Source organism: uncultured Brachyspira sp. (genome assembly GCF_934747485.1).
Taxonomy (GTDB): Bacteria; Spirochaetota; Brachyspiria; order Brachyspirales; family Brachyspiraceae; genus Brachyspira.
This window is the reverse complement of the sequence record NZ_CAKVGN010000029.1, coordinates 1-26,508: the sequence shown is the minus strand read 5'-3', so window position 1 is coordinate 26,508 and position 26,508 is coordinate 1. Positions and strand designations below refer to the sequence as shown.

The 26,508-nt window shown below is 28.1% G+C and carries 20 protein-coding genes and 1 tRNA gene; 5 read left to right on the top strand and 16 right to left on the bottom strand.

Annotated elements, in window-relative coordinates:
* Positions 1-81 precede the first annotated feature (81 nt).
* The 9 genes from Q0H31_RS06865 to pheS form a co-directional block, all read right to left on the bottom strand.
* Positions 82-1,080 (bottom strand): squalene/phytoene synthase family protein, encoded by a 999-nt coding sequence (locus tag Q0H31_RS06865; protein ID WP_295296671.1) that lies wholly within the window; start codon positions 1,078-1,080, stop codon positions 82-84.
* 10 nt (positions 1,081-1,090) lie between these two features.
* Complete coding sequence (gene ispF / locus Q0H31_RS06860) at positions 1,091-1,564, bottom strand: 2-C-methyl-D-erythritol 2,4-cyclodiphosphate synthase (RefSeq protein WP_295296669.1); 474 nt, start codon at positions 1,562-1,564, stop codon at positions 1,091-1,093.
* A 141-nt stretch (positions 1,565-1,705) separates the two neighbouring features.
* Positions 1,706-4,894 carry an efflux RND transporter permease subunit gene (locus Q0H31_RS06855; RefSeq protein WP_295296667.1) on the bottom strand — a complete coding sequence of 1,063 codons (3,189 nt, stop codon included), beginning with the start codon at positions 4,892-4,894 and terminating at the stop codon, positions 1,706-1,708.
* A 157-nt stretch (positions 4,895-5,051) separates the two neighbouring features.
* Positions 5,052-6,509: a TolC family protein gene (locus tag Q0H31_RS06850; RefSeq protein ID WP_295296665.1), complete on the bottom strand. Its 1,458-nt coding sequence runs from the start codon at positions 6,507-6,509 to the stop codon at positions 5,052-5,054.
* Positions 6,510-6,535: 26 nt separating this feature from the next.
* Positions 6,536-7,267, bottom strand: a complete 732-nt coding sequence (locus tag Q0H31_RS06845) for a TetR/AcrR family transcriptional regulator (protein WP_295296663.1) — start codon at positions 7,265-7,267, stop codon at positions 6,536-6,538.
* 163 nt (positions 7,268-7,430) lie between these two features.
* Positions 7,431-8,183, bottom strand: a complete 753-nt coding sequence (locus Q0H31_RS06840) for a class I SAM-dependent methyltransferase (RefSeq protein ID WP_157145622.1) — start codon at positions 8,181-8,183, stop codon at positions 7,431-7,433.
* Between the two features lie 5 nt (positions 8,184-8,188).
* The gene (locus Q0H31_RS06835) at positions 8,189-8,587 is read right to left on the bottom strand and encodes a phosphoribosyltransferase (protein WP_295296660.1); all 399 of its coding nucleotides are present in this window, start codon (positions 8,585-8,587) and stop codon (positions 8,189-8,191) included.
* 21 nt (positions 8,588-8,608) lie between these two features.
* Entirely contained in the window at positions 8,609-11,032 is a 2,424-nt protein-coding gene (pheT, locus tag Q0H31_RS06830; RefSeq protein WP_295296658.1) for a phenylalanine--tRNA ligase subunit beta, read from the bottom strand.
* A gap of 25 nt (positions 11,033-11,057) precedes the next feature.
* The gene (pheS, locus tag Q0H31_RS06825) at positions 11,058-12,077 is read right to left on the bottom strand and encodes a phenylalanine--tRNA ligase subunit alpha (RefSeq protein ID WP_013244754.1); all 1,020 of its coding nucleotides are present in this window, start codon (positions 12,075-12,077) and stop codon (positions 11,058-11,060) included.
* Positions 12,078-12,266: 189 nt separating this feature from the next.
* On the opposite strand from pheS, the gene Q0H31_RS06820 reads away from it, so the two are divergent.
* On the top strand, positions 12,267-14,012 hold the full coding sequence (locus Q0H31_RS06820) for a TrkH family potassium uptake protein (RefSeq protein ID WP_295296657.1): 1,746 nt from the start codon (positions 12,267-12,269) through the stop codon (positions 14,010-14,012).
* Positions 14,013-14,126: 114 nt separating this feature from the next.
* Here Q0H31_RS06820 and thpR read toward each other — a convergent pair whose 3' ends face one another.
* Both thpR and Q0H31_RS06810 read right to left on the bottom strand, forming a co-directional pair.
* Positions 14,127-14,657 (bottom strand): RNA 2',3'-cyclic phosphodiesterase, encoded by a 531-nt coding sequence (thpR, locus tag Q0H31_RS06815; RefSeq protein WP_295296655.1) that lies wholly within the window; start codon positions 14,655-14,657, stop codon positions 14,127-14,129.
* A gap of 167 nt (positions 14,658-14,824) precedes the next feature.
* Positions 14,825-15,502 carry a transcriptional regulator gene (locus Q0H31_RS06810; RefSeq protein ID WP_295296653.1) on the bottom strand — a complete coding sequence of 226 codons (678 nt, stop codon included), beginning with the start codon at positions 15,500-15,502 and terminating at the stop codon, positions 14,825-14,827.
* Between the two features lie 147 nt (positions 15,503-15,649).
* Between Q0H31_RS06810 and Q0H31_RS06805 the strand changes: the two genes are divergently transcribed.
* Positions 15,650-16,705, top strand: coding sequence for a metallophosphoesterase (locus Q0H31_RS06805; protein WP_295296651.1), 1,056 nt, complete (start codon positions 15,650-15,652; stop codon positions 16,703-16,705).
* A gap of 19 nt (positions 16,706-16,724) precedes the next feature.
* Positions 16,725-18,875 (top strand): ATP-binding protein, encoded by a 2,151-nt coding sequence (locus Q0H31_RS06800; protein ID WP_295296649.1) that lies wholly within the window; start codon positions 16,725-16,727, stop codon positions 18,873-18,875.
* A 521-nt stretch (positions 18,876-19,396) separates the two neighbouring features.
* On the opposite strand, the gene Q0H31_RS06795 is transcribed toward Q0H31_RS06800, so the two are convergent.
* The 5 genes from Q0H31_RS06795 to Q0H31_RS06775 form a co-directional block, all read right to left on the bottom strand.
* The gene (locus Q0H31_RS06795) at positions 19,397-20,224 is read right to left on the bottom strand and encodes a thioredoxin fold domain-containing protein (protein ID WP_295296647.1); all 828 of its coding nucleotides are present in this window, start codon (positions 20,222-20,224) and stop codon (positions 19,397-19,399) included.
* A gap of 86 nt (positions 20,225-20,310) precedes the next feature.
* The gene (locus tag Q0H31_RS06790) at positions 20,311-20,952 is read right to left on the bottom strand and encodes a flagellar biosynthetic protein FliO (protein ID WP_295296645.1); all 642 of its coding nucleotides are present in this window, start codon (positions 20,950-20,952) and stop codon (positions 20,311-20,313) included.
* A gap of 13 nt (positions 20,953-20,965) precedes the next feature.
* A tRNA-Ser gene (locus tag Q0H31_RS06785) sits at positions 20,966-21,051 on the bottom strand.
* 169 nt (positions 21,052-21,220) lie between these two features.
* Entirely contained in the window at positions 21,221-22,627 is a 1,407-nt protein-coding gene (locus Q0H31_RS06780; RefSeq protein ID WP_295296643.1) for an ABC transporter permease, read from the bottom strand.
* On the bottom strand, positions 22,627-23,667 hold the full coding sequence (locus Q0H31_RS06775; protein WP_295296641.1) for an ABC transporter permease: 1,041 nt from the start codon (positions 23,665-23,667) through the stop codon (positions 22,627-22,629). The genes Q0H31_RS06780 and Q0H31_RS06775 overlap by 1 nt, the downstream gene beginning before the upstream one ends.
* Positions 23,668-23,942: 275 nt before the next feature.
* Here Q0H31_RS06775 and Q0H31_RS06770 point away from each other — a divergent pair, with 275 nt between their 5' ends.
* Together Q0H31_RS06770 and dnaA are read left to right on the top strand one after the other, a co-directional pair.
* A complete protein-coding gene (locus tag Q0H31_RS06770; protein ID WP_295296639.1) occupies positions 23,943-24,980 on the top strand; it encodes a hypothetical protein in 1,038 nt (345 codons plus the stop codon).
* A 70-nt stretch (positions 24,981-25,050) separates the two neighbouring features.
* Positions 25,051-26,406, top strand: coding sequence for a chromosomal replication initiator protein DnaA (gene dnaA, locus Q0H31_RS06765; protein WP_295296637.1), 1,356 nt, complete (start codon positions 25,051-25,053; stop codon positions 26,404-26,406).
* Positions 26,407-26,508: the final 102 nt, after the last annotated feature.

Genomic DNA, 26,508 nt, shown 5'->3' with positions numbered 1-26,508 from the left:
TAATTATTTTATATTATAAATATAACAAAAATATAAAATTTTCAAAAGAACTATAATTCATATATTAATTATTTTAGTTTATTATTTGTCCTCTTCTACTATTTTTTTATACTTTTCAGATAAATATGTTTCTAACAAATCTTCTAATTTTTTATTTGTATAATAGTTAGCCTTTACTTTTGTAACAATATCCATAGTATCTTTTTTCGGCATTTTAATAGGTTCGCCGGAGAAAACATTATAATTATTATGCATTATATTTAGAGTTTTGTATGCCATTAATGCAGCTATCAAACAAAAATGTCTATATCCAACAGCCTTCTTTTCTATTTCCATTATATATTTTATAGTATCTTCAAAATCGTCCATAGCATTATCAACCATCTTATTTAGAATCTCTACAGCTCTATCTTTATAAGTTTCATCTTGAAAATATGATGCTATATTATCATCATTAAATAAGCTCTTAGGCCAAAATATTCTGTTCTCTTTAAAATCATTTCTCACATCTTTTATAATGTTTACTTTCTGAAGGAATCTTCCAAACTTTTTTGCCTTTTCTTTGTCAAGTGATAAATTATCCAAAGCCCTGATAAGTTCAGTTAAATATACTCCTACAGTACCAGCAACATAATAACAATAATCATTCAAATCTTCAAAATTGTTTATACTATGGTCCTGATAATATATCATTCCATAACCCATTTCATTTAAATACGAAATAGACATGTTTTTTATATGAGAATCAAAGCCAAAAAATGTTTTTAATACTAAATCTATATTTTCTATCAATATTTTATCATTATCATTTATTGTTTTTTCTAATACAATATGTTTAAAATTATCAAGGTTTTTAATATTTTCTAAGCTTGCAGATTTTAATATATTAATAAATCCTGTTATTAGTGTCTCTTTATCATTGGTGTTATGCATAGAATCTTCTATAGTATCTATAATTCTTGCTAATAGATACTGAACTTCTACTTTAGATTTTTTATTTTTGTCTAATAGCGGTATAGTTAAAGCAAAGCTTCTTGATACTAAATCAAGTAAATATTTGTTTGTAATTTTCGTTCCCATATTTTATCTCTTATATTTTTTCTAATAATGTTACGCAATGTACAGCTACGGCTTTGCCTTCGCCTACAGCGTCCATTTTTTCATTTGTTTTAGCTTTAATAGAAATATTATCTATACTAGTATTAAGAGCCTTTGATAGATTTTCTCTCATTAAATCTATAAAGTCTCTCATTTTAGGTTTTTCTATAATGATAGTAATATCAGTATTTGATAATATATAATTTTTTTCTTTCATGATTGAAATAGTTTGTTTTAATAGTTCCATAGAGGATATATCTTTATATTTCTCATCATTATCTGCAAAATGACTTCCTATATCTCCCAAAGCTAATGCTCCGAATATAGAATCTATTAAAGCATGTATTACAGCGTCAGCATCTGAATGACCTTTTAATCCTAAATGATATGGTATTTCTATTCCTGCTAAAATCAATTTACGATTTTCTTGAAATACATGCGAATCATATCCATATCCTATTCTCATTGTTTTTCCTAAAAATATAATATTTACAAAATTATATATAAAATCTTAGAAATTGTCAAAATAATATATTTTTACTTAAACAAAAAAATAAGCCATTGTTTTATTAATGGCTTATTTAATGTAAGAAAAATATGAAAAAGTTTATTTACCTGTACTTGTTATTATAGTAGCTGTGTCTTCAATTTTGCTTTCAGGTATCTTTATTAATCTCAAGTCAAACATTACCATGAACATACAAGGCAAGAATATAAGTGTAAGAAGAGAAGCAAACAAAAGTCCATAAGCTAAAGCCATAACTATAGGTATAATGATATCAGCTCTTCCTCCTATACCATAAACAGTAGGTAAAAGTCCAACTACAGTAGTAACAGTAGTTAAAAATACTGGACGAAGACGTTGCTTAGCTCCTTCAACAATAGCTTTAGCTACTCCTTTTTTACCGCCCTCAACACCTTCATCTATGATTTTATTGATGAGGTCAACAAGTATAATACCATTGTTTACAACAACACCCGCCAAACCAATAATACCTACAACACCCATGAATGATAAAGGCATTCTGTGAATAGCAAAACCTAATAATACCCCTATTAAACCAAACGGAATAATTATCATTATCATAATAGGCTGTATGAATCTATTTAACTGAAGAAGTAATACAATATATACAAATATGAAAGCCATAGCAAAACTGAAAGCCAATTGTTTTAATGCTTTTACAGTTTCTTTAGCCTCACCGCCAAACTCTAATTTTAATCCTCTATACTGTTTTGAAAAGTCTTTATATTTCTCTCTAACAGCATTCATAACCTGCTGAGAAGTGTTTTTACCATATTCTATACCAGCTGTGATTGTTATAGTTCTTTCACCGTTATAGTGTTTTAAAGTGGCAAGACCGTCTGCTTTTTCAATAGTTGCTAAGTTTTTAAGATAAATTAATCTTCCTGTAGAGTTTGGTATTAATAAGTTTTCTAAATATTTTGTATCATAAGTATATTGATCATCAAATTGTACTCTAAAGTTTAATTTATTTTCAAGTTCCTGTATATATGTAGCTTCAGTACCATAGTATGCAGTTCTCACTTCATTAGCAACACCGGCAACATTTACACCAAGTTCTGCTATTTTGTCATAATCAAACATAACTCTTAACTCTTCTTTACCAATCTTATCATCATCGTCTATATCTATAACACCGGGCACAGTAGCTAAATATGCTTTTATATCTTCTTTAGCCTTTTTAGCAAGCTCAGTATCGTTACCAACTATCCTAATGTCCACAGGGTCACCAGGGTCAACGCTTCCTTTTGTATTCATGGTAAATACAGGAACAGTTTGTCTAATATCTGTTTTATCTATTTCCTGATTTATTAAAGCAACAAGCTCATCAGCAGTTCTGTCTCTTTCCGCCGCAGGAACTAAATAAACCATAATACCTGCCAAACTTCCTTTTTCCTCAGAAACAACTTCTTGGTCAACTTGCTTACCTACAAGTGAGTATAAAGCAACAAGCTCTTCAGGCTTTACAACTCTCGCAACAGCATCTTCTATTTTAGCTATGCTTTCTGTAGTAACTTCTTTTGTAGTACCAGTAGGCATTTCTATATTAATTACTATTGTGTCTGCACTTGTATCATATATAAGTACGAAGTTCTTGAAACTGTTTTGTGCTAAGAATATTGAAGCTATAAACATAACTACAAAAAAGCCTATTACTATGTATCTTACTTTTATTAATTTTTCTAATGCAACACCGAAAGGTATTTTCATTTTATCAAATAAAGCATCTTTGTCGAAATCGAGAGGATTTTTAAATTTGCTTTTCTTTTTAGGTTTGTATGATTTATATTTATCTTCTTTGTCTTGCAATTGGTTTGGAAGAAGCAAAGTAGCTTGAAGCATACTGACAACAAGGGTGAATATTACTATTTTTGGGAATATATTTAATATTTTACCCATTATACCGCTTATTGTAAGCATAGGGAAAAATGCAGCAACAGTTGTAAGTGTTGAAGCAAGCATAGGCATTACTACATCACTTACAGCAAGTCTTGTAGCTTCAAGTCCTTTATATCCTGCATTTTTAAAGTTAAAGATGTTTTCAGATACTACTATCGAGTTGTCTACTATCATACCAAGTACTGTGATGATAGCAGCTAATGACATAGTATTGAATGTAATTCCTGCCACCTGCATGTATATAAAACAAGCAAACATCGTAACAATCATACCCAAACTTGTAAACATGGCACTTTTGAAATCCAAGAATATAATCAAAGTTATAAATATGATTATAAATCCTTGAATAAGGTTTGAAGTTACAATATTTAAAAGTGAGTTGATAGTTCTTGATTTATCACCCATAACAGATACTTGAATATTATCCGGTATTAAATCAGCATTTTCTTTTAAATATTGGTTTACAGTTTCAATAGTTTTAAGAATATCAGCATTTTCGTTTTTTACTATATCTAAAGAATAACCAGAAGCTCTGTTTACTCTCATCAAAGTAGTTTTTTCTTCAAAGCCTTCCTCTATACGGGCTATATCATTTACTCTTACTCTTTGACCATTAAATGTAGAACGTATTATAACATTACTTGCTTCACTTGGAGTTTGGAATTCGCCAAAAGTAACAACTGTTTGTTCTTTTCCTCCTGATTCCATGTCTCCTCCTGTAGCCCTAACGTTTCTTATACTAAGAGCATTAACTACATCGCTCAAAGAAATATAGTTTTCTTGCATTTTTATAGGGTCTACATACACTTTAACTTCCGGGTCTGTTCTTCCGTTTATTCTTATCTCAGAAACACCATCAAGCCTTACAAGTTCATTCTCAAGCCTTTGACTTACATCAAATAATTCTCTCTCATCACCTTCCATTCCCTCTTTAAAGTGTACAGCTAAAGTATATATTGACATCTTATTAGGGTTTAAGTCGTAGGTTGTAACCTCTTCTACATCTTCTGATAAATCTGGAATATTTTGCATCTGCCTAAATATTTCATCTTTAACAGGCTGTCTGTTTGGTATAGATTCATCTAATTTTACTATAATAATAGCAGCGTTTTCAATGATTGTTGTATTATATTCATCTATACCTGATATACCTTGTAACTGTTCTTCTATAGGTATAACGGCATTCTGCTCTACATCAAGAGGAGTAGCACCGGGGTATATTACAGATATTAACATCATATCTAAGTCTGTAGATGGAATTGATTCTTTTCTTAAATTAAAATAGTAATAGCCTCCTACAAATAATACAGCCATTACTATTATATTAACAAGCATAGTTTTCTTCGCAAAAAATACTATAATTCTTTCCATATATTGCTATTCTCCTATTATATTTTTTGTATGTAAATTAAAGATTTTGTTATTTAATAAGTTTAAGTTTTTTGCTAATTAATCTTATTAAATAAATATTTATTATTTCTAAATCCTTAAAAAGTTGCTCACATAAATAAAATATTATAAAAAATATTTATTCATAATCTATAGCAAGTAATGCTCTATAGTCAAATATGGTTGTAATAAACTCATATTGTAAGTTTAATAATTCCGTTTGCGTTGCTACCAAATCTAATCTTGAAGTAAGCAAATCGTCAATTTCCAAACGTCCTTGATCAAGTTTTTGAAGCTGTGTGGCTATTCTTGAGTTTATTGCTCTGATTTGTGCTCTTTTGCTATTCATTAAATTTTTATATGTTTCAAATTTATAAATATATCCTTGCAGCTGTGTGTTGTAGTCTTTTTCAAGCATATCATATTGAGCTATTATTCCATATAAAGAGTTTTCAGCCATTTTGTATTGTGCCTCATTAGCTCTGTTTCCAATAGGGTAAGAGAACTGTACGCCAGCAAAAAAGTCAACATTAGTCATGCTTCCAAATGAATTAAAATAACCAGAAGTATTAGGACTTATTCCATTTAAATTTACGCTTCCTACTATATCTAAATTTGGCAAAGTACCATTTTTCATAGCAGATAAAGCATATTCTGCTCTAATCTTTGATTGATATGCAATTTGTCCATTAACACTATCAGCAAAAGCAACAGTTTCCATAGTCATATTGCTTCCTAAGTCTAAATAAGAATCCCAAGTGGTATGGTCTGGTTTAAGGTTAGTTACAGGGAAGAAGAAACTTATAGTAGTTAATAGTGTATCTAAAGCAATTTTATTTTGTGCATAATAATCGCTATAAAGCATAGTTTGTGTTCTTGCATTTTGATAAGAGTCATTATCTATAAGTCCGTTATTGTATCTGTCTCTCATCTGATTTTCAAATCTTCTTGCTGTGATGTACATATTTCTATAATATTCTAATAGTTTTTCATACATTATCCATTGATAATATATTTTTTGATAAGCTACTAAAACACTTGCATCATCTAATCTTCTTTGAAGTTTTGCTATGTTTAATGCATACTCAGCATCTTTTATTGGGTATCTGTCTAATGCCCCAAAGAAATTTCTTAAAATAGGCTGAGTTACTTCTAATGTTAATGACGGCTGATAATTTTGAAATTTTGTTTTTGTACCATCAGGGGAAACTAAATCTCCTGTGAGAAAAGAGTTGTGCGTTAGATTAACAGACCATTTTGTGCCTGTATATGGTATTAAGCTTCCAAGTCCAATGCCTGCTTGAATACCTGTAGCACCAATAGATGGGCTTAAAGTAGCATCAGAGTATCCTGATGATAAGTTGCCGTATTTACCAACTGCTCCAACTTGTGCAGATAAATTAACATCTCCGCTGGATTTGGCACTAAGTAAATTCATTTCAGCATTCGTTTCTGTTACGGCATTTATCTTTAATTCTGGTATCAAATCTCTAATATTTTCCATGTATTTTGCATAACTTAATGTATTAGTAGTTTGACCATATGCTATATTTATTATATTTATACTAAATAATATTAATAATAACTTTATTCTCATTAATACTCCTTATTATACCCATAAATCTACTCATTTACTAATTTTTCCTCATTTATAAAACCATATTTATATACATTTTTACTTCCAAGTAAAAGCAATAATGTTTTATATAATGTATCAATTAAACCATCTAAATTAACTTCTAAATTTTTATTTTTTCTCTTTTCCCCCTTGTAATAATAAAGCTTTCTGTCTAAGTTGTAATACTTGTTTAATATTAATTCATTGCCTATTCCGCCAACGGCAACTATAATCTGCATATAAATGTCATGTGCCTTCAATACAGGAGTAAAATATTTTTCATCTATTTTTTTATCTATAAATATTAATAATTCACTAAACCAATAATTTAATATAATGTCTTTGTTGATATTATCTTTTAATATTTTTAATCTCTCCATATTGTTGAAAAACATAGGCTGCAATTCAAACATTATTTTTCCAAATTCTTTTGCCGTTATGAAGAAAAACTTTCTAAAAGCATTAAATAATTCAAATATAGCCTTTTCAGGGTCATTACTATACTTATCTATAAGTTCTTTTGGTTTTACAGGTACAGTAATAGTATTAAGTAAAGCCACAACAATTTCATCTATATTTGAATAATACTTGTAAACACCTCCTTGACTTAAACCCGACTCATTAACAATATCTTTCATTGTAACGCTATAAGCAGGCTTTCTCTGAAAAACTCTCATAGCCGCATTTAATATTATTTTCCTCTTGTTTTCAAAATATTCTTCATCTACCTTTGGCATTTTGATTTTTTTGTGTTCACCTCATTAAATATAGTTAATAAAAACGACATACATGTCATTTTTATTTGGAAACTAATATTAATATAATTAGAAATAATGTCAATAGCTAAAATTAAAAAAAAATATTATATTTATTTTTGTATATTTTTACTGCAGAAATATTTTAGTATTTAGGAATATATTTTGATTTTATTATTAGCATCATAGGGCGTCTTAATTCATTTTGCATTGATTTATCTGTTTTCAATAATTTTGTATTTGGTGTAGGTTCTATAATATTTTTTATTACAAATCCATTTTTTATTAATGTATTTATATAGGTAGTTAATGTTCTATGATATTTTAAAACTTTTTCATCTAAAAAGTTTGTTTCTCTTTTACCTTCATAAAAATAATTATCAATAGGAAAATGTTTTATTTCACCATTTGAATCATAAATCCAATCTTCACTTCCTTCTGCTGTAAAAATAGGGTGTTCTACTGAAAACAAAAAATAAGAATTATCATTTAAATAAAGCTTAATATCTTTTACTGTTTTATCAAAATCTTTTATGTAATGTAGAGCAAGAGAACTTAATACTATATCAAATTTTTTATTTTTTAATGACTTTATATATTTTAATTTTTCTATAGAAGATAATATTAATTCTATATTGTTCAAGTTTTTAGTTTTTTCTTTAGCTACTTCAAGCATTTTTTTAGAAATATCTATTCCAACAGCAAACTTAACATTTTTCTTAGCAGCATATATTAAATGCCAGCCATAACCACAGCCCAAATCTAAAATAGTTTTATTTTCTAGTTTAGGCAAAAGTTTTTTAAAAGATTCCCATTCACCTGCATATTCTAAGCCATATTTTGACCTATTCATTTCACTATACTTGCGAAAGAAAGTTTCATCATCATATTTATTCATACTTGTTATTTACTAGATGATTTTGTCTCCCAAGGAAATAATAACCAATCATCGTGATTTATGCTTCTGTATATATATTTCGGTCTTATTTTGCTAGTATGCTCTCTAATAAATAAAGTAGCTATATCAAATTTTTGGTCGTCAAAATATTTTAAGGTTTCACCTGTATCAGATATGTCATCTACAATTAAAACAGATTTATCTTTTACTTTTAATCTCCACACCTCTTCCATATTAAGAACCATAGGCACTTTTAATCTATGAGAAAGCATAACAGCAGGTACTAACCCACCTCGAGCAAGCCCATAAATTACTTCATATTTTATTTTTGACTCTTCTATTTGCTTAGCTAAAACCTCAATAGCCTCATCAATATTTTCCCAAGATATAACATCATATTTCATAGTATATAATCTCCTACTTTTTTATGAACGCAATTCTATACTAAATCTTGTTTTAAGCATTTCAAGCAATGAACTCTCTACAGAATTAATATCTTCTTCCCTTAAGGTTTTGTTAGGGTCATAATAAGTTATAGATATTGCTATAGATTGCTTGCCTTCTTTTACCTGCTCTCCAACATATCTGTCTACCACATCAACATTTTGTATAATATCATTAAACTTAGAAATAGATTTTATCACTTTACTAAACTCAATGTTTCTATCGCAAACTAATGCTAAATCTCTAAATACAGCAGGATATTTACCTATATCTTTTAGCTGCTGTTTTTTTACTCTTTTTTTGATAAGCTCAACGGCATATCTTATATTAATATCAGTAAAATAAACTTCAGTGTTAATATCAAATAGAGATAATATTTTAGGGTGAATTATTCCGATAATACCTATTTTTTCACCAAATATCACTATATCAGCAGACATAGTAGGTATAAACCAATCATGCTCTTTAGGTATAAGGTTATAATCAGTGCTTTTTAAATCCTTTGTAATAAGCTCTTCTACAACACCGCTCATATCAAAGAAGTCATAAGCTCTTGATTCTTTATTCCATAATTTTTCTTGATAAAGCCCAAACATAACAGCAGATAAATGCTTCTCTTCTACAAACTTATCATTTTCTTTGTAGAATATATTTCCAACTTCAAATAAAGCACCATTTTTATGTCTATGATTTTGATTGTATGCAATGCTGTTAAGAAGCGAAACCAATGTAGTAGATCTTAAAACGTCCATTTCACTTGTTAGAGGGTTTACAACACTAATTAACTCTTCATCTTTAAAACCTATATTTTTAAACATTTTGCTGTCGCCAAGAGAATACTGTTTAGTTTCATAAAGTCCATAAGAAGCCATTCTATGCTTAACAAAACTTATATCAGCATAATCTGTTTTAATAGGGTTACATTTAATATGAGGCACATTAGAATCAAGGTTATTATAACCATAAACGCGTGCTATCTCTTCTATAAGGTCTTCTGCTATTGTAAGGTCATGTCTATAAAAAGGAATATCTACTTTCAAATTATTCTCACCCAAAGCAGATGCATTAAAGCCGTATCTCTTAAATATAGAAGATACTTGCATTTTGTTCATATCAAGACCCAAATATCTTTTTACAAGTCCGCAGTCAAATACTATTCTTGTAGCTTCAAATTGTTTTACATTTACTTCTTTAGCTTTTGATACTATTTTAGCATTATTATCTAATGTTACTATTAAATCTACAGCTCTGTTTAATGCTGCTAAAGTGAGGGTATGGTCAATTTCTCTTTCAAATCTATATGAAGCATCAGTTTTTGTATTAGTAGCTATGGTAGATTTTTTTACGGCAATATGGTCAAAATAAGCACTTTCTATTAAGATGTTTTTAGTAGTTTCTTCTATTTTAGTGCTGTCTCCGCCCATAACTCCGGCCACACCTATAGGCTTTTCACTGTCAGCAATAACCAAAACTTCATCTGTAAGATTAATTTCTCTGCCGTCTAAAAGTGTGATTTTTTCATCATTTTTAGCGTTTCTTACTATAATTTTTCCATCTTTTACTTTATCAAAGTCATAAGCGTGAAGAGGCTGACCATATTCAAGCATAACATAATTTGTAATATCTACTATGTTGTTTATAGGGTTAATACCGCATTTTTTAAGTCTGTTTTGCATCCAATCTGGAGAATGTCCAACAGTTATATTGTTTATAAGCCTTCCAACATATTTATAGCAAGAGTTTTGATTTTCTACTGTAATATCAATATTTCCGCCTGTAGCATCATAAGTATTTACAGAAGGTATGCTCACTCTTTTTTCTAATACCAAAGAACATTCACGTGCAAAACCTATAATACTAACCAAATCACCTCTGTTTGCTGTAATTTCTACATTAAATATATGGTCTGTAGAGCCTACAATTGTTGAAAGGGAGTTTCCTAAAATACTATCTTTATCTTCTATGTTTAATTTATCTATATGGTCATCTAATATCCAAATACCGTAAACGCCTTCAATTTCTTCATATCCTAATTCTGTCCTAGAACAGAGCATTCCGCTGCTTTCAAAGCCTCTTATAGAAGCTTTTTTTATAGTAAGTCCGTTTGGAAGTTTAGCTCCTATCATAGCAACAGGAACATATATATTTTCTCTCACATTAGGTGCACCGCATACTATAGAAAGTACATCATCACCAACATTAACTTTACATACACTTAATTTATCAGCGTCGGGGTGTTTATGTACAGTCAAAACTTTACCTATTATAACCCCCGGTATATCTCCGCCGGTAGTTTCTATAGAAGAAATCTCGCTTCCGGAAAGAGTTATATTTCTTGCAATCTCTTCTACCTCTAAACCATCTAAATTAACAAATTCTTTTAACCAACTCAAAGGAATTCTCATAATTATAATAACCTCAACTAATAATTTACCATTGTTTTAAGAAATCTATATCATTATCATAAAACATTCTAATGTCTGTAATGCCATATTTAATCATAGCAACTCTTTCAATACCCATACCAAAAGCAAAACCAGTATATTTGTTGGCATCATAGCCCACATGCTTAAATACATTAGGGTGAATCATACCAGCACCCATAAGCTCAAGCCAGCCCTCGCCTCCGCAAGTTTTACATCCTTTACCTCCGCATATAACACAAGTAGCACTCAAATCAGCACCCGGCTCAACAAAAGGAAAGAAATCTGGTCTTAATCTAATTTGAGTCTTATCTCCAAACATCTTCTTACAAAATAATTCCAATATTCCTTTTAAATCATTAAAACTTACATTTTTATCAACTAAAAGCCCCTCTATTTGATGAAATATAGGAGAGTGCTTTGAATCTATAGCATCTCTTCTTGCACATTTACCAGGTGAAACAACCGCTATAGGAGGCTCGGTTTCCATCATAGTTCTTATTTGCATGCCGGAAGTATGAGTTCTTAATACATGCTCTTTAGATACAAAAAATGAATCATGACTGTCTCTTGCAGGGTGATAAGATGGTATATTTAAAGCTTCAAAATTGTGAAAATCATCTTCTATCTCGTTGCCTTCTACAACTCTAAAGCCTATTTCTGTTAATATACCTACAATTTCTTCTTCTACTTTAGTAAGTAAGTTAACGCTTGCAGATTTAGGTCTTCTTCCGGGCATTGTTATATCTATTTTATTTTTTTCTAAAGATTCTAAAAATTCTTTATCTGCTAATAATTTTTTCTTTTCTGTTAATGTGTTTTCACAATAAAATTTAAGCTCATTTATTTTTTTACCGAATTCTTTTTTCTCTTCAATACTTTCTATAGAAGACATATTTTTTAGAAGTTCTGTAATTTTACCTTTTCGTCCTAAAAAATTAATCCTTATCTCGTCTATTTCCAATTGATTTTTTGCATTTGATATATTTTGCTCGAAAAGCTCTCGAATCGAATCTAAATTATCCATTATACTGTCCCTAACTAAAAAATAAAATTATAGTTTTTTATTATAATACATATAAAAATATTTTCAAGGAAAAAATTAATATATAAATAAGTTATAAGATGTTTTTTATATGCATTAAAAATATGTTTAACTATTTACTTATAGTATATTATATATTAAAATAAGATAATGTGTTAGGATATTATTTATATGAGAAAAGATATTTTGAATGATATATTTAATAACAAAAAGAAGTCTATACTTCAATCATTAGATGAAATTTTAAGAAGGCTTTCAAATTTAATTGCAATAGCAGGTTCTATATTTGCAATATTTGTTCTTTTAATGCAAGTAAGACAAATTACTGTTTATAATTTTTATATACATTATTATGATAAAATAATAAACATTATTACAGTTTGTTTTATTATCATTTTGATAGACCAAATAAGAATAGCACCGAGAAAATTATACATAATAGTTCCTATAATACAGATTATAGGGCTTTTGCTTCTTAATTTCTTCAGCAGAAAATATTATGGCATATATGCTAATAGAATTATATGGACTATAGCAGGTTCTATACTGTTTTTTTTAATAATAGTAATAAATTGGCTTAGATTATCATACTCAAAGTTTACTCTCTATCAGATGATTATAGCATCATTTATTTTTATAATTACATTAGGTGCATTACTTTTATATTTGCCATTAAGCACAATTAGCGGAAGACTTCCTTTTATTGATGCCTTGTTTACTGCAACAAGTGCCGTATGTGTTACGGGTTTAAGTGTAATAGATATTTCTAAAGAGTTTACTTTTTTTGGGCAGATTGTTGTTTTAATATTAATACAGATTGGCGGGCTTGGAATAATGTCCATATCTGCAATAGTGATTTTATTTTCTATTAATAAAGGAAGTGTGCAAGACAGAATAAGAACGCTTGAAATGTTTAACACAAAAAATAAAGATATTATACGCTCTACTGTAAAGGCTATATTTTTGGCTACTTTTTTAGTTGAGTTAATTGGGGCAATATTGCTTTTTACTGTTATGGATAATAATAGAATAGGGGAGAGGATATTTTATTCTTTGTTTCACTCTATAAGTGCTTTTTGTAATGCCGGATTTGCTTTATATACTGACAGTCTTCACAGATTTTCTGATAATGCTGTTTTAAGTATCACTGTGAGTTTGTTAATAGTGCTTGGAGGAATAGGATATCCTGTATTTGTGAGTATATATACTGCTATTATTAGCAAGATTAAGGGCAAAAGATATGTTATGGATGTGCAGACAATAATTATTTTGTTTACAAGTGCTTTTCTTTTGTTGTTTGGAACTTTATTTATATTTTTCAATGAATATTCTAATGCTTTAGAAGGAATGCCTTTAAAAGAAAAGATTTTAGCTTCAATATTTCAAAGCGTAAGTACGAGAACGGCAGGATTTGAAACTATTGCTTATAATTCTATGAATGGTGTTACGATTGGGGTTGTAATATTTCTTATGTTTATAGGTGCTTCTCCAAGCAGTACAGGAGGCGGGGTTAAGACTACAACTTTTTTTGTATTTATAGCTTCAATTATTACGGCTATTACAAACAGACCTTTTATTATTGTAAAGGGAAGAAAGATTAAAGACGATGCCGTTAATAAATCAATTGCTATATTTACTTTGGCTATTGCTATATCTGTTTTTGGGGCATTGCTTATATTTTATATTGATGGGCATAAAGCTATGATGCCTGTAATATTTGAAACGGTATCTGCTATATCTACAGTTGGGCTTTCGCTTGGTATTACGGCTAGTCTTTCTGTGTGGAGCAAAATTATAGTGATAGCATTAATGTTTATTGGACGTGTTGGGTATTTAACATTATTTATGAGTATTGGTTCTGTTGACAGCAGATACGGTTTAATAGACTTACCTACTGCGGAAGTTAATATTGGTTAATTTGCAATAATTATATTATATGTAAAACTAAAACACTTGCACTTTTTGCAACTTTTTGCGGCGGGAAAAAGTTGAATAAAAAATTATATGATAAAAATAGTTGTTTCAATATATTCAAAACGTTACTGTGAATATTTCTCTGTAATTAACAAAGTCGCTTTCATAAAGTGTGATAGAGTTCGCTAAAAAACTGCTCTTTTCAAAACTAATATTATTTATTATCTCTTTTAATTTATCATTATCATAAACTTTTTTTACTCTTGCCAATGTGAGATGCGATTTAAAATCTTTTTTGTCATATTTTATATTAATATTATCTCTTAAATGCTTTACATATTCATCTAATTCTTTGCAATTTGCTTTTACAAACAAAACGTTTATATCATTAAACTTATTTGTGAAATATGAGAGTTTTTCAAACAATACATTAAAAGGCTTTATTACACTGCTTGTTTTTTCTAATGATGATTTTATTTTTTCTATATCGCTTTCTTTTATATTTTCAAAAAAAACTAATGTGATATGCATTTTATTTTTATTTACAAATTTTACTTCTGCTATATTATCGTCTATCTTTTTTAGTAAAAGGTTATGGTATTTATTTTTTATATTTTCATCAATATTTAATGCTAAGAAGGCTCTCATAAATATGTAAAAAGTTAATTATAATAATTTTATTTTGTTATTTTTTATTGTTCTTTTTCCCGCAGCAAAAAGAACCAAAAAGTGCAAAAAATAATATTAAATTATACTAATTATTTTATATATGAAACATACATTTTTTACAAAATCTAAAATTTTTAGTATAAATATTATTTAAATATGTCGTTAGTGGCGTCATACCAAAATACGAAATCTAAATATTCCATTGGTATTTTTTCTTTTTTTGAGTATTCTACTAAATTCGCTTCGCAGCTCATATAATTATTTTTAGTTAAGCTTGTTTTTGGTGTCATAGATTCTGGAAGTATATCTAATTTGCTCATTACTCTCATTATGTGCCTGTCAAGTATTGCAATCTTTTGCCCAAATCCAATATTTCTCAAAAAATGGCTAGCCTCTTTAAGTCCATATCCTTTAACTTCTTTTGCTAATTCATTTCTCAAACTCACAATAGAATCATTTTTTATAGCATCATCAATTCTCTCTCTCAATATAAATTTCTCTTTTGGAAAATATAACTTCCTTGCAAGAACTATATTTCTCGCCTTCATGTTGTGAAAACGCACATGCTTTATTAATATATTAGCAATACTCTCTTCAGAACCCTTAAAAAGTAAATTATGATTATAAAGGTCTATTATAGCAGCAGCCCCGCTTCTTGCTTTGGTTTGAGGAGTGCATATACAAAAGGCTAATTCTGCAAATAACCTTTTATCATTTTCTCTTTTATAAACTCTCTCGAAATATTCAAGTCTTCTTTTCATTCGCTCATGAAGTATTTTATCTTTGTATATACTCATTAGATGTTTAGCGTATTCTTTGTCCATTATTATTAAAACCTTTATTTTATAAAATTACAAAAATTATGCTCATTATAATACTACCATAATAATTAAATTTCAATTCTTGATTAATTAATATATATAATCTATAATACAAAAAATAATATATATACTTCAGAGAAAATAAAAATTATGCCAAAATTATTAATAGCTTCAGATTTGCATTTAAGCGTTTCAGAGAGAGAATATTCTTTTAATGTGCTTAGAGAAATAGTAGAAATATCAAAAGATTATAATGCTTTAGTTTTGCTTGGGGATACTTTTGATACATTTGAAGATTTGAAAGAGCTTAAAGAAGAGTTTATAAATATAGTAAAAGAAAACAAAATATATCTTCTTAAAGGTAATCATGAAAATTTAAAATCTAAAGGAATTACTTTAAGTCAATTAAATTTTCCAAACAATATTACAGTATTAGAAGAGATAAGTACTTTTAGTATAGATGATTTGGATATAATTGCATTGCCTTATAATGATAAATATTCTGTAAATAATGAGTTTTTAGAGTTGGTTGATAGTCTTAAAAATGAAAAGAGAATACTTTTAGCACATGGCATAGTAGAGGGTACTTTATGGGCTATAGAAGAAAATGAGGCATCTGCAAGTATACCTATTGATATAATAAAAAAGTCTAATGTTGATTTAGCCATAGTAGGGCATATTCATAAACAGATGGATACAAGAATAGAAAATATTGAAATAGTTTATCCGGGCTCTTCAAGAGTTTGGAGGAGAAGCAAAGCAGAAATTGGAATTAGAAGATGTTTAGGTTTAGAGATAAAAAATAACAAAATAAAAAAAGAGTATATCAATATAGAATCTGCTGGAGAGTATAGAGTTTATGAATGTAATAGTTATGATATTGAAACAAAGATAGAGAGTTTATCTGTTAATTGGAAAAAAAATGATATTATAACCATTAATATTTATGGCATAATAGAAGATGAAAATGAGCTTGAAAAAACTAAGAAGTCTATAATAAATAAATATTCAAAAAATGTAAGAGATATTAATTTGAAAAACAGTCAATTATATTTTTTGGAGAATGCCTACAACGAAAGAATAATTAAAGAGTTTTTGGATGTTGTAAATAGTTATGAGTTTGATATTAACAATAAGGATAATTTAGAAATATTAGAGCTTGCTAAACGTTTGGGAATAGAAAAAATATATAATGCTTTACAATAAAAAATAATGGGTTTTGTTTATGCTTTTGAAACTAAATAATTTTGGAAAGTTTAAAAATAAAAGTTTTGAGATATCAGATTTTATTACTTTATTTTATGGGGCAAATGAATCTGGAAAGACTACTATATTTGATTCACTTATGTATTTATTTTCTGAAAATAAAAAGAGTTTAGGTTTTTCAAAAATGATAAAAAATAGGTATGGTGATGAGATTGATGTAGAGAGTGTGCCTGCAATTGATGATAGTATCAAACTTCACCCAGATTCTTATAATAATTTGTATGCCATAAGACAAAGCGAAATAATATTTAATATGTCTGATAATAAAAAAGATTCAAAAGAGTGGGAGAGCGAAATAAAGAAAAAATTATTCTCTTCTGATATTGATATAGGAAAGATGATTTCAGAAATTAGGGCAGAATATAGCGGAAGGGCTCAATCGTCTATTCCATATCAAATTAATTTAATGGAAAATAAAAAAAATAGTATAAAAGAAGAATTAAATATACTATATGATAAAATAAATAATGAAAGCTCTAAAAAAGAAAAGATAAAAGAATTAAATGATAAGCTTAATTTTAATGCTAATCTTATGAGAGAGAAAATTAAAGAGCATGATGAAATATTTAAAACATTTGATTTAAAAAAGAAGGCACAATTAAAAAATTATAAATTGGATTTACTTTCTCTAATAAATAATTTTTATAAGAAGAATAATTTTTTAAGTGAAAATAAAATACTTCAAAATGATTATTCTAATGAAATAAAATCTATTACAAACAATATTGATGAATTAAAAAATAAAGAGTCTTATTTAAATGGAAAAATAGAGAGTCTTAAAAAAAATATAGAAGAGAGAAAATCTATTGATTATGACAGCATAAAAATAAGAATAGAAAATGCAATAAAAAAGATAGATGAGGTAGTAAACAAAGATAAAAAAGTTCCTAAATTTGTTTTTATATTAGTTGTTGCGTTTATATCTATACTTCTTAGTGTTTATTTTAAGAATGCATTTTGGCTTGTTGTAATACTTCCTTCTTTGCCATTTTTGTTTATAAAAGAAAATGCTAATACAAAAATTATAAAAGATATTTTAGACACTTTGCCGGAATTAAATATAAATGATGTTAATGATTACAATTATTTGAGAGATTTATTAAATAAGGAATTGGCAAAAATAGAATTAATAATTAATAGTAAAGATAATGAAGAGATTGATAAATATTTAGAAGAATTAGAAATAGTTAAAAAAAGTTCTGAAGAGGAAAACTCAAAATTAGAAAATCTCTTAAATAAACTCAATGCCAAAAATATAGAGCATTACTATTCTATAAAAAGAGATTATGATGCTTTATATAAAGAGACAAGTGAGCTTTATAATAAACTTATGCAAGAAGCTAAAAAGAATTCTCTAAAAGATATTAACATGCTTGAAGCTGATTGTAATAGGATTATAAAAGAATTAGAAACTATAGGCTATGATGATTTTAATGAGGCTGAGTTTAGAGGATTAGAAAATCAATTAAAAGGTTTAGAAAAAGAAATCGAACTAATAAAAGAAAATATAAATAAAATAGAAAAAGAAATATCCTATACAAGCGGAGAGCTTAATAACTTTGATAATATACATAATACTATAGTTAATTTTGAGAGCGATTTATCTAAATTAGATGATGAGATTACAAATATAAATAAAAGAAAAAAAGCCTTACAATTACTTGAAGATATTTTATCCAATATAAATCAGAAAAATGATAATGTGTTTGAATCATTATCTAATGAAGCTAAAGTTTTATATAATCATATTACGGGCAAAAATCTGCATGATGACGGTATAACAATGTCGGGTTTTGATAAAAATAAAATAATAGTTTTAGATAAGCAAAATGAAAAAAGGAATATAGAGTTTTTATCTTCTGCTACGAGAGATGCTGTTTATATAGCAATGCGTCTTTCAATACTCACAAAAATACACAAGCAAGGCAGATTAATTTTACTTGATGACCCTTTTATCACTTTTGACAATAATAGAATATTAGAGGCATTAAAGTTTATAGTTGAATATTCAAAGGATTATAATATACCTATAGTTATTTTTACGAAAGATGTTTTTATAAGAGATGTATTAAAAGAGTTTGAAGCAGTTAATATTCATGAGCTTTCTTAAAAGTCATTTATTAATTAATTTTAAAATAAAAAAGAGATATAGTTTTTGCTATACCTCTTTTTTATTTGTACTAAGAATTTTTAAGTTTAGACTTGTTTCAAAAGTACTTGACAAAATTAGTTGTGTAATTTTCAACATAATTTTAGTTATAAAATTGTGTTTTACATGTTGTATCATTAATTATTTTAGTATATAAAAATGCAGTTCTTTTGGTTCTTTTATACCAATAAAAGAACTGGGGTTTGGGGCAAAGCCCCAATTATAAATTTAAAATACTAAAAAAATAAACAGTATAACTATTTATTAATTTAGTTTTGAAACAAGTCTTTTATCAATTTTCTTTATTGTTTTCAGTACTATACTTTAGTGATAAGATAAAATATCTAAAAATATAGTTCTTTTGCTTCTTTTATGCCAATACCGAAGGCACTTCCTACGGTCGTAAAAGAAGTGGGGTCTTACCCTACGGGCACGCTTCGCAGGGGGAAAAGCCCCAGAAACACAAAATTTTTAATATACTATCAATTTTCGTTTATATATGATAATAATGTGTTGTATTGTACTTTCATGTCTTCTGGTATTTTAGGGTCGTCTAATAATTTTTCTAAATATTTTTTAGGCTCTTCCTTTTCTCCTGCCAACACCATTGTTACAGCTTTATAATAATGTGCTATATAAACTTCCTGAGATTTTGGATACTCTTTTATAATTCTGTCAAAATAAGAATTAGCTGTATCATAATCATTTTTTTGGGCTCTCATTAAACCAAAGCCTAACATATATTTAGCCATGGCATCCTCTGATATAGCTTTTTTTTCTAATAAAGCATTAAATATTTTTGAAGATTCTTCTTCGTTGCCGGATTCCATATATAAATCTAATTTTTCTAAACTAGGCTCTTTACTTTCAAGAACAATTCTTATTTTTTTTAACTTTTCCTGAGCATTTTTCATGTACGGCACAAACTTTTCACCTTCCACATATCCGCCTACATTTTCTAAAATAAAACCATCATGGCTGATAAATAGTATAGTAGGAAAACCTTGAACACCATACTTCTGAGCTATATCAGCACCCTCTTTAGATGTTTCCGGATTAAGTTTTACAGATACCATTTTTTTAGCGGCATCAATTACTTCTTTGTTGGCATAAGTGTTTTTATCTAACTCCTTACACCAACTGCACCAATCAGTATATACATCTATCATTATAGGTAAATCTTTATCTTTAGCTTTTTTTACAGCAGAAGCTAAATCTTTTTCCCATTTTATAGCAGCATAAGAATCATTACAAGAAATGCTAAAAGCCATTACAATCAATGAAATAATCATTATTATATTTTTATTCATAATTCTTTAATCCTTTATAATAAGATATTTAATATTTATAATATATTATTTTTTATAAAAAACAAGAATGGTATAGTGGGTATATACTATTGATTATCTTTATTGTTTTCATTTAAAGATTTTAATTTTTCTCTTATATCTGATGTTGTTTTTAGAGCATCTTCTTTTTTCATTTTTGGCTGTTTGAAAATTGTTAGAGTTTGGTCTAATATATTTTTGAAACTATCTTCTACAGTATTTTCTTTAGAGTTTATATACATCATTTTTATTTGGTCTTTCATTTCTTTATCTTCTATTTTTGAAAGCAGATTTATATTATGGTCAGACACAGATATTAAATATATTTCATTTGCTATTTCTATAATAGAAACATATCTGTTTGATGCTATAGCAGTGGTTGCTAATATTTTTATAATTTCATTAGAACCAGATACTTTTTTACTTTTGTTTTTTAAATATACAAATACAATATATATTCCAACCAATGTCAATATAAAACCAATAATTGCTCTTATAAACATAGAAGTAGTGCTTACATTTGCTCTGTTTTCTATGTTTCTAATATCTTGGAGAATTGCAGGTTCATTGTTTGTATTAATTATTGTATTTTCTTGAATATTAAAATAATTTGACTGAATTACATCATTAGTTTGAGTGATTTCGTTTGTATCTTGTGAATATAGAAGAGATATGGTGAGTATAGTAAATAATAATATTTTTTTTATCACAGATATTCCAATGCGGAGAGAGCGGGATTCGAACCCGCGGTAGGGGTTGCCTACGACAGTTTAGCAAACTGCTCCCTTCGGCCTCTCGGGCATCTCTCCAAATATTATCAATTATTAGTTTATCTATATTAACATAAATAATCTTTTTAGTCAATACAGTTTATCAGTTTTATTTGTTTATAATTATATAAATAAGTATAAGCACTAAAAAATAATTTTACAATAGCAATATAAATTATATAAAGAGTGTATATTAATTATAAAATAATTATCTGCTTTTTAGTTTAGGGTGAAGTATCTTATCTAATGCAAAACCCAAAAATGCAAAAGACATTCCCAATATAGCAATCAATATTCCCGGAGGTATTATCCACCACCAAAGACCAGATAACACCGCAGACCCCTTCATAGCATCATGCAAAATCTGCCCCCATGTAACAATAGTGGCATCTCCAAGACCAAGTAATGATAATGAAGACTCATAAACTATAGCAGAAGGCACAGCCAAAGCCATAGAAGCAAATGAAAACGGTAAAAGCAGTGGTGCCAAATGATTAAATATTATTCTAAAATGCGAAGCCCCTATTGTGCGTGCTGCCTCAATGTAGGTTTCTTCTTTAAGCTGCATAGCCATAGAGCGAACCGTCATAACAGAGCCTGTCCAAGAGAAAAATATCATCATCGTAATCATAGTCCATATTGTAGGCTTAAATATTGCACTCATTACTATCATTACAGGCAAAACCGGTATACCTATAAATATCTGATAAACAAACTGCATAAAGCTATCAACAAACCCTCCGAAATATGCAGACACTATTCCATACATCACGCCAATTATAACCGATATAAAACTCGTAGCTATGCCTATAAATAATGCCCATTTAAGCCCTGATATTAAACCAGAAAATATATCTCGCTTCATATTGTCAGTGCCCATTATCCCAGACATTGAGCCTACCAACACCATATAAGGATTTTCAAAACTTGAATTAGCGTCAGAAAAATTAGCAGTTATTTCAAATTTATAAACGCCTTTTAATGCTAAGAAATTTTTTGCCATATCATCTTTTTTTGTATTAAAAAGTATTTTCATTGGGTTGGTTGTGAGGGTGTCTATTTGTCTTGCAAGCATTCTCGGAACCGACTCTCTGTAAAACCTAAATATTCTATTTTTTGAATCATTAAATGCAGATATTCTTAAGTCTCCTTTTGTATTATGTAAACTGTCTGAAAGTGTGATTACAACGCCGTCTGGTCTTGTTACATTCCACACTAATACGGAAGAGTTATCTACATTAGCATGAAAAATTAAATCAACTGGAGATTTATCGAATTTATAATCATATTCAAATACTGCTTTATATACTACTTGATTTTCTATATAATTAGTTTCTACGCTTATAGGTTTTATATCTGTTGTAATTGCTGATTTTTCTCTGCTGAAGAAATTAAGCCACTCTGGAGGAGCTGAAGCTGGGTTATCCTGCCAATAGGTGATGTCTCTCCAGCGTTTTGGTGCTTCTTTGTATGTGAGTATTAATGGCTCAAACAGTGAAACAAATATTGCCAAAAGAAGTATGCATAAACCTACAACTCCTGTTTTATCTTTTTTAAACTCATTAAAAAATTCTATTAGAGGAGCAAGTTTTTTATTAACATTATTATTACTCATTACATCTTGCCTCCAACTTTTATTCTTGGGTCTAAAAATCCGTAAGATATATCAAGCACAACCAAACCAAATTGATAAAGAGCAGTAGTAATAGCTAAATTTCCCATTAATACAGGTATATCATTTTGCTGAACAGATATCCAATAAAGATTGCCTAAACCCGGCCAAGAGAATATTCCTTCAAATATGATAGAGCCGGCAATAGAACCGAGCAGTCCTAACAAAGTTATTGTAACTATTGGAGGAGCTGAGCTTCTTAAAGTATGCCCTAAAAGAACAGATTTTTCTGATATTCCTCTCGCACGAGCCGCCATTATATAATCTTCCTGAAGAGTGGATAACACTATATTTCTCACAACAAAAGAAAGTCCCCAAAAGCCTATTAATGTTAATGTGAGCATAGGTAAAGCCATATGCCATAACATATCCAAATAATACATTATGCCTTCAGGTGTTGGTATGGAATGAACTCCTCCCGATGGAAACAAATTAAACTTATAAACAAATATCATTATAAGTATCATAGAAAGCCACCAAGTAGGCATGCCATAAACTATCATAGTGATAATACTTGTTGTTCTGTCGAATAGTTTTCCTGCTTTTCTTGCCTTTACAAGTCCTATTATTAAGCCTATTATCATTTGTATTATTGATGCTGTTGTAAAAAGTATTATAGAACGCGGCAATGCTTCTCCTATTATTTTTATAACGTCTCTGTTGCCGTTAGAATCCATCATTATAGTAGATTTGCCGAATTGAAAGGTGATAGTGTTAATTGCTCTTATAAATATTCTCTCCCCAATGCTTCTGTTGAGCCAATATATATCATAATAGTAGGCTCTTCTCTCTTTAATAAAATTAGCAACATCTTCTGTACGCATATTGCTAAGTCCGCGTACTTCGGCATTAATATTTTCTTCAATCTGAGCTTTTAGAGTTTTTTCGCTTACAGTATTAAATATAGCAGAAGACATAAACATAAGTATGACAAACATGATTATGCCTTTTAGTATTCGTTTGATTACAAAATAAGTAAACATAATATTATCCTTATTTAAGATTATACTAAAAAGAGTTAAAATTGTAAAGTATCATAGCTTAAATTATTTTTTATAGTTTTTATTTGTGATTTTTTTATAAAGTTATAAATATTTTTTAATATCTTCTATAATAATATTTGTATAAATTATAATATAAACTTTATTTTACCGAAAATATTAATATACTATATAGTATTATACTTGAGTATTGGTTTATTAATGATATAATACTCTTTAAGGTATAAAATAAATACTACTATATAAAATGGGGTATTATGTCAGAGAATAATTTAATATCAGATAATAATTTAGTGTTAGATGAAACAGAAGTTCTTGCCGTAAGATTTATAGCAGAATATCCGGATTTGAATCAGTATATATATTTCGTATTTTTTATAGATAAACTAACAATTAATCTTATTAATAAAGCTGTTTTAGTTTCAGATAACTATGAATTGTTTGAAGTATTAAATAAATATGATAATTATTTAGAGCTTTATAAATATATAGAAGTTTATAATAATCTAAATTATAAAGTAAATATAGCTTTAGATAAATTAAACAGCGATTTGGATACTATTTTTTCTAATAGAACAAATGTAGTTCATACAACTATGGCTGCTATTAATGATGACATTATTTCTATAATAGATATATTTTCAGATACTTTAAATGTTTCTATGGATTATAATATAGGAATATATGATGTAAACTATAAGGGTCTTGATATTGATAAAGTTACTGAATTTTTGCAAGATTTTAAAAGAGAGTTTGAAGGCAGCAGTATAGATATAAGTCAATATAATTTAGATTCAAATAAAGATGAAGCAAATAATGAAGAGAGTATTACATCAAAATATAAAATAGTAGATGGAGATTTTGTTGTAGCTCCTATTCTTGGCAGGGCTATAGCAGATATAAAAATAGGCGATAAGATTATAGTAAAAGTGGATTATACTTCTTTCTATCCAAGCATGACATATTTAGATGTTAATTCCAAAAAAAATAATAATAAATATTTGGTTGTAGGCGAGGTTATAGATAAAACAGTTAATGAGAATTCTACGAAGATATCACTTGCTTTAAGTGATGAGCATTGTGTTATTATAGAGGAAACACAGCCTATTAGGGTTAAGGTATTTAATCCTCAAAAGGATAATTATATAACTCCAAACTTTTATCAAGAAAATAGTAAAGAAGAGCAAATATATAGAATGTTATCTCATTTTAATGTTTTAAAGTTTTTATTATATGGCTTAGGCTTTATTTCTTTATTTGTTTTGGTTTATATTTTATATGTTATTATATTATAATTTATTTCAATTAAAGTTTATAATAATTTGATACCGATAAAAGAACAATTAATTTTTTAAAGATAGATAAATGGAAAAGATAAAAGAATATTTTAATGAGTTTTTGGAGATAATCTCAGAAAATGGAGAATATGCTGGGGTTGCTTTACTTAAGGGCAGTGTTCTTAGGGTTGATGATGAGCATAATGTAAGTATTATTTGTTCTGGGGATTTTGCGGCTAATCATATAAAGAAAGATTTTTTAGAGCGTATAGAAATCTATTTAAAAGATAAGTGTTCGCATGATATCAATGTTCAAGTATTAGTTGATGTAAATATTGTCAATGATAATGAAGAAGAGAGTATTAGTGATAATGCTTCAGAAATAACTGTAGCAGAAGATAATACTAAAAATAAATATAAGTCTAATTTAAATGAGTATTTCAAGTTTGACAATTTTATAGAGGGAAGCAATAATAAATTTGTTTTTGCTGCTGCTAAATTGGTTGCTGAAAAACCCGGCAGAGAATACAATCCGCTTTATATATATGGAAGTGTTGGTATAGGTAAGACTCATTTACTTCAGGCTATAGGTAATTATTATTTAGAAAACAATCCGGATGCAAAAGTTCATTATATAGACGGAAGCGGTTTTAGAGATGAATATATATATGGACTTCAAACTAAAAGACCTGATAATTTTAAAAAGAAATATAAATCTTTAGACATGTTTTTACTTGATGATTTGCAATTGTTAGAAAGTGCTCAGGAGACTTCTAAAGAGTTGTTTGAAATATTTCAAGCTTTAGATAATGCATGCAAGCAGATGGTATTTGTAAGTGATAAGCCTCCGAAGGAACTTAGAAACATAGAGGCAAGATTAAAAAACAGATTTGAAAAAAGTTTGATATTATCTATTGAGCCTCCGCAGTATGAAACAAGACTTGCCATAATAGAGAGAAAACTAATTGACTTAAATACAAACATTGATGAAGAAGTAATTAAATATATGGCAGAAAATATTACAACCGATGTTAGAAAGATTGAGGGAGCTATAAGGGCTTATTTGTCTATAAGAGATTTAATGAAAATAACTCCTAATGTTGAAGAGTGTGATAAGTTAAATATTTTCAAAGATTATTTCACTAATAAACCGAAATTAAAAAATGCTACTATAAAAGAAATAAAAAAAATGGTTGCAGATTATTACGGCATAGAGATGAATGCTTTTGATAGTAAAGATAGAACTAAATTTATAGCTAAAGTAAGACATGTTGCTGTATACTTAGCTTGTGAATATTCTAAGAAATCTGTTACAGAAATAGGCTTGGAGTTTAATAGAGACCATGCTTCTATCATACATGCGAGAGAAAAAATTAAAGAAGAGCTTAAAGCAGATTCTCATGTAGCAAGGGAAATTAACGACATAATATCAAGCATATCATGATTAATAAAAAAGTATGATATTTTGATATTTGCACAGGAGCCAGACATATTGCAGTTAGGAATTCCTTAATTTCTTAAAGTATAGCATAGGTGTATCATAATT

Coding starts and splice junctions, on each gene's coding strand:
- Q0H31_RS06865 (WP_295296671.1), bottom strand. CDS start 1,080: ATGGGAACGAAAATTACAAACAAATATTTACTTGATTTAGTATCAAGA.
- ispF (WP_295296669.1), bottom strand. CDS start 1,564: ATGAGAATAGGATATGGATATGATTCGCATGTATTTCAAGAAAATCGT.
- Q0H31_RS06855 (WP_295296667.1), bottom strand. CDS start 4,894: ATGGAAAGAATTATAGTATTTTTTGCGAAGAAAACTATGCTTGTTAAT.
- Q0H31_RS06850 (WP_295296665.1), bottom strand. CDS start 6,509: ATGAGAATAAAGTTATTATTAATATTATTTAGTATAAATATAATAAAT.
- Q0H31_RS06845 (WP_295296663.1), bottom strand. CDS start 7,267: ATGCCAAAGGTAGATGAAGAATATTTTGAAAACAAGAGGAAAATAATA.
- Q0H31_RS06840 (WP_157145622.1), bottom strand. CDS start 8,183: ATGAATAAATATGATGATGAAACTTTCTTTCGCAAGTATAGTGAAATG.
- Q0H31_RS06835 (WP_295296660.1), bottom strand. CDS start 8,587: ATGAAATATGATGTTATATCTTGGGAAAATATTGATGAGGCTATTGAG.
- pheT (WP_295296658.1), bottom strand. CDS start 11,032: ATGAGAATTCCTTTGAGTTGGTTAAAAGAATTTGTTAATTTAGATGGT.
- pheS (WP_013244754.1), bottom strand. CDS start 12,077: ATGGATAATTTAGATTCGATTCGAGAGCTTTTCGAGCAAAATATATCA.
- Q0H31_RS06820 (WP_295296657.1), top strand. CDS start 12,267: ATGAGAAAAGATATTTTGAATGATATATTTAATAACAAAAAGAAGTCT.
- thpR (WP_295296655.1), bottom strand. CDS start 14,657: ATGAGAGCCTTCTTAGCATTAAATATTGATGAAAATATAAAAAATAAA.
- Q0H31_RS06810 (WP_295296653.1), bottom strand. CDS start 15,502: ATGGACAAAGAATACGCTAAACATCTAATGAGTATATACAAAGATAAA.
- Q0H31_RS06805 (WP_295296651.1), top strand. CDS start 15,650: ATGCCAAAATTATTAATAGCTTCAGATTTGCATTTAAGCGTTTCAGAG.
- Q0H31_RS06800 (WP_295296649.1), top strand. CDS start 16,725: ATGCTTTTGAAACTAAATAATTTTGGAAAGTTTAAAAATAAAAGTTTT.
- Q0H31_RS06795 (WP_295296647.1), bottom strand. CDS start 20,224: ATGAATAAAAATATAATAATGATTATTTCATTGATTGTAATGGCTTTT.
- Q0H31_RS06780 (WP_295296643.1), bottom strand. CDS start 22,627: ATGAGTAATAATAATGTTAATAAAAAACTTGCTCCTCTAATAGAATTT.
- Q0H31_RS06775 (WP_295296641.1), bottom strand. CDS start 23,667: ATGTTTACTTATTTTGTAATCAAACGAATACTAAAAGGCATAATCATG.
- Q0H31_RS06770 (WP_295296639.1), top strand. CDS start 23,943: ATGTCAGAGAATAATTTAATATCAGATAATAATTTAGTGTTAGATGAA.
- dnaA (WP_295296637.1), top strand. CDS start 25,051: ATGGAAAAGATAAAAGAATATTTTAATGAGTTTTTGGAGATAATCTCA.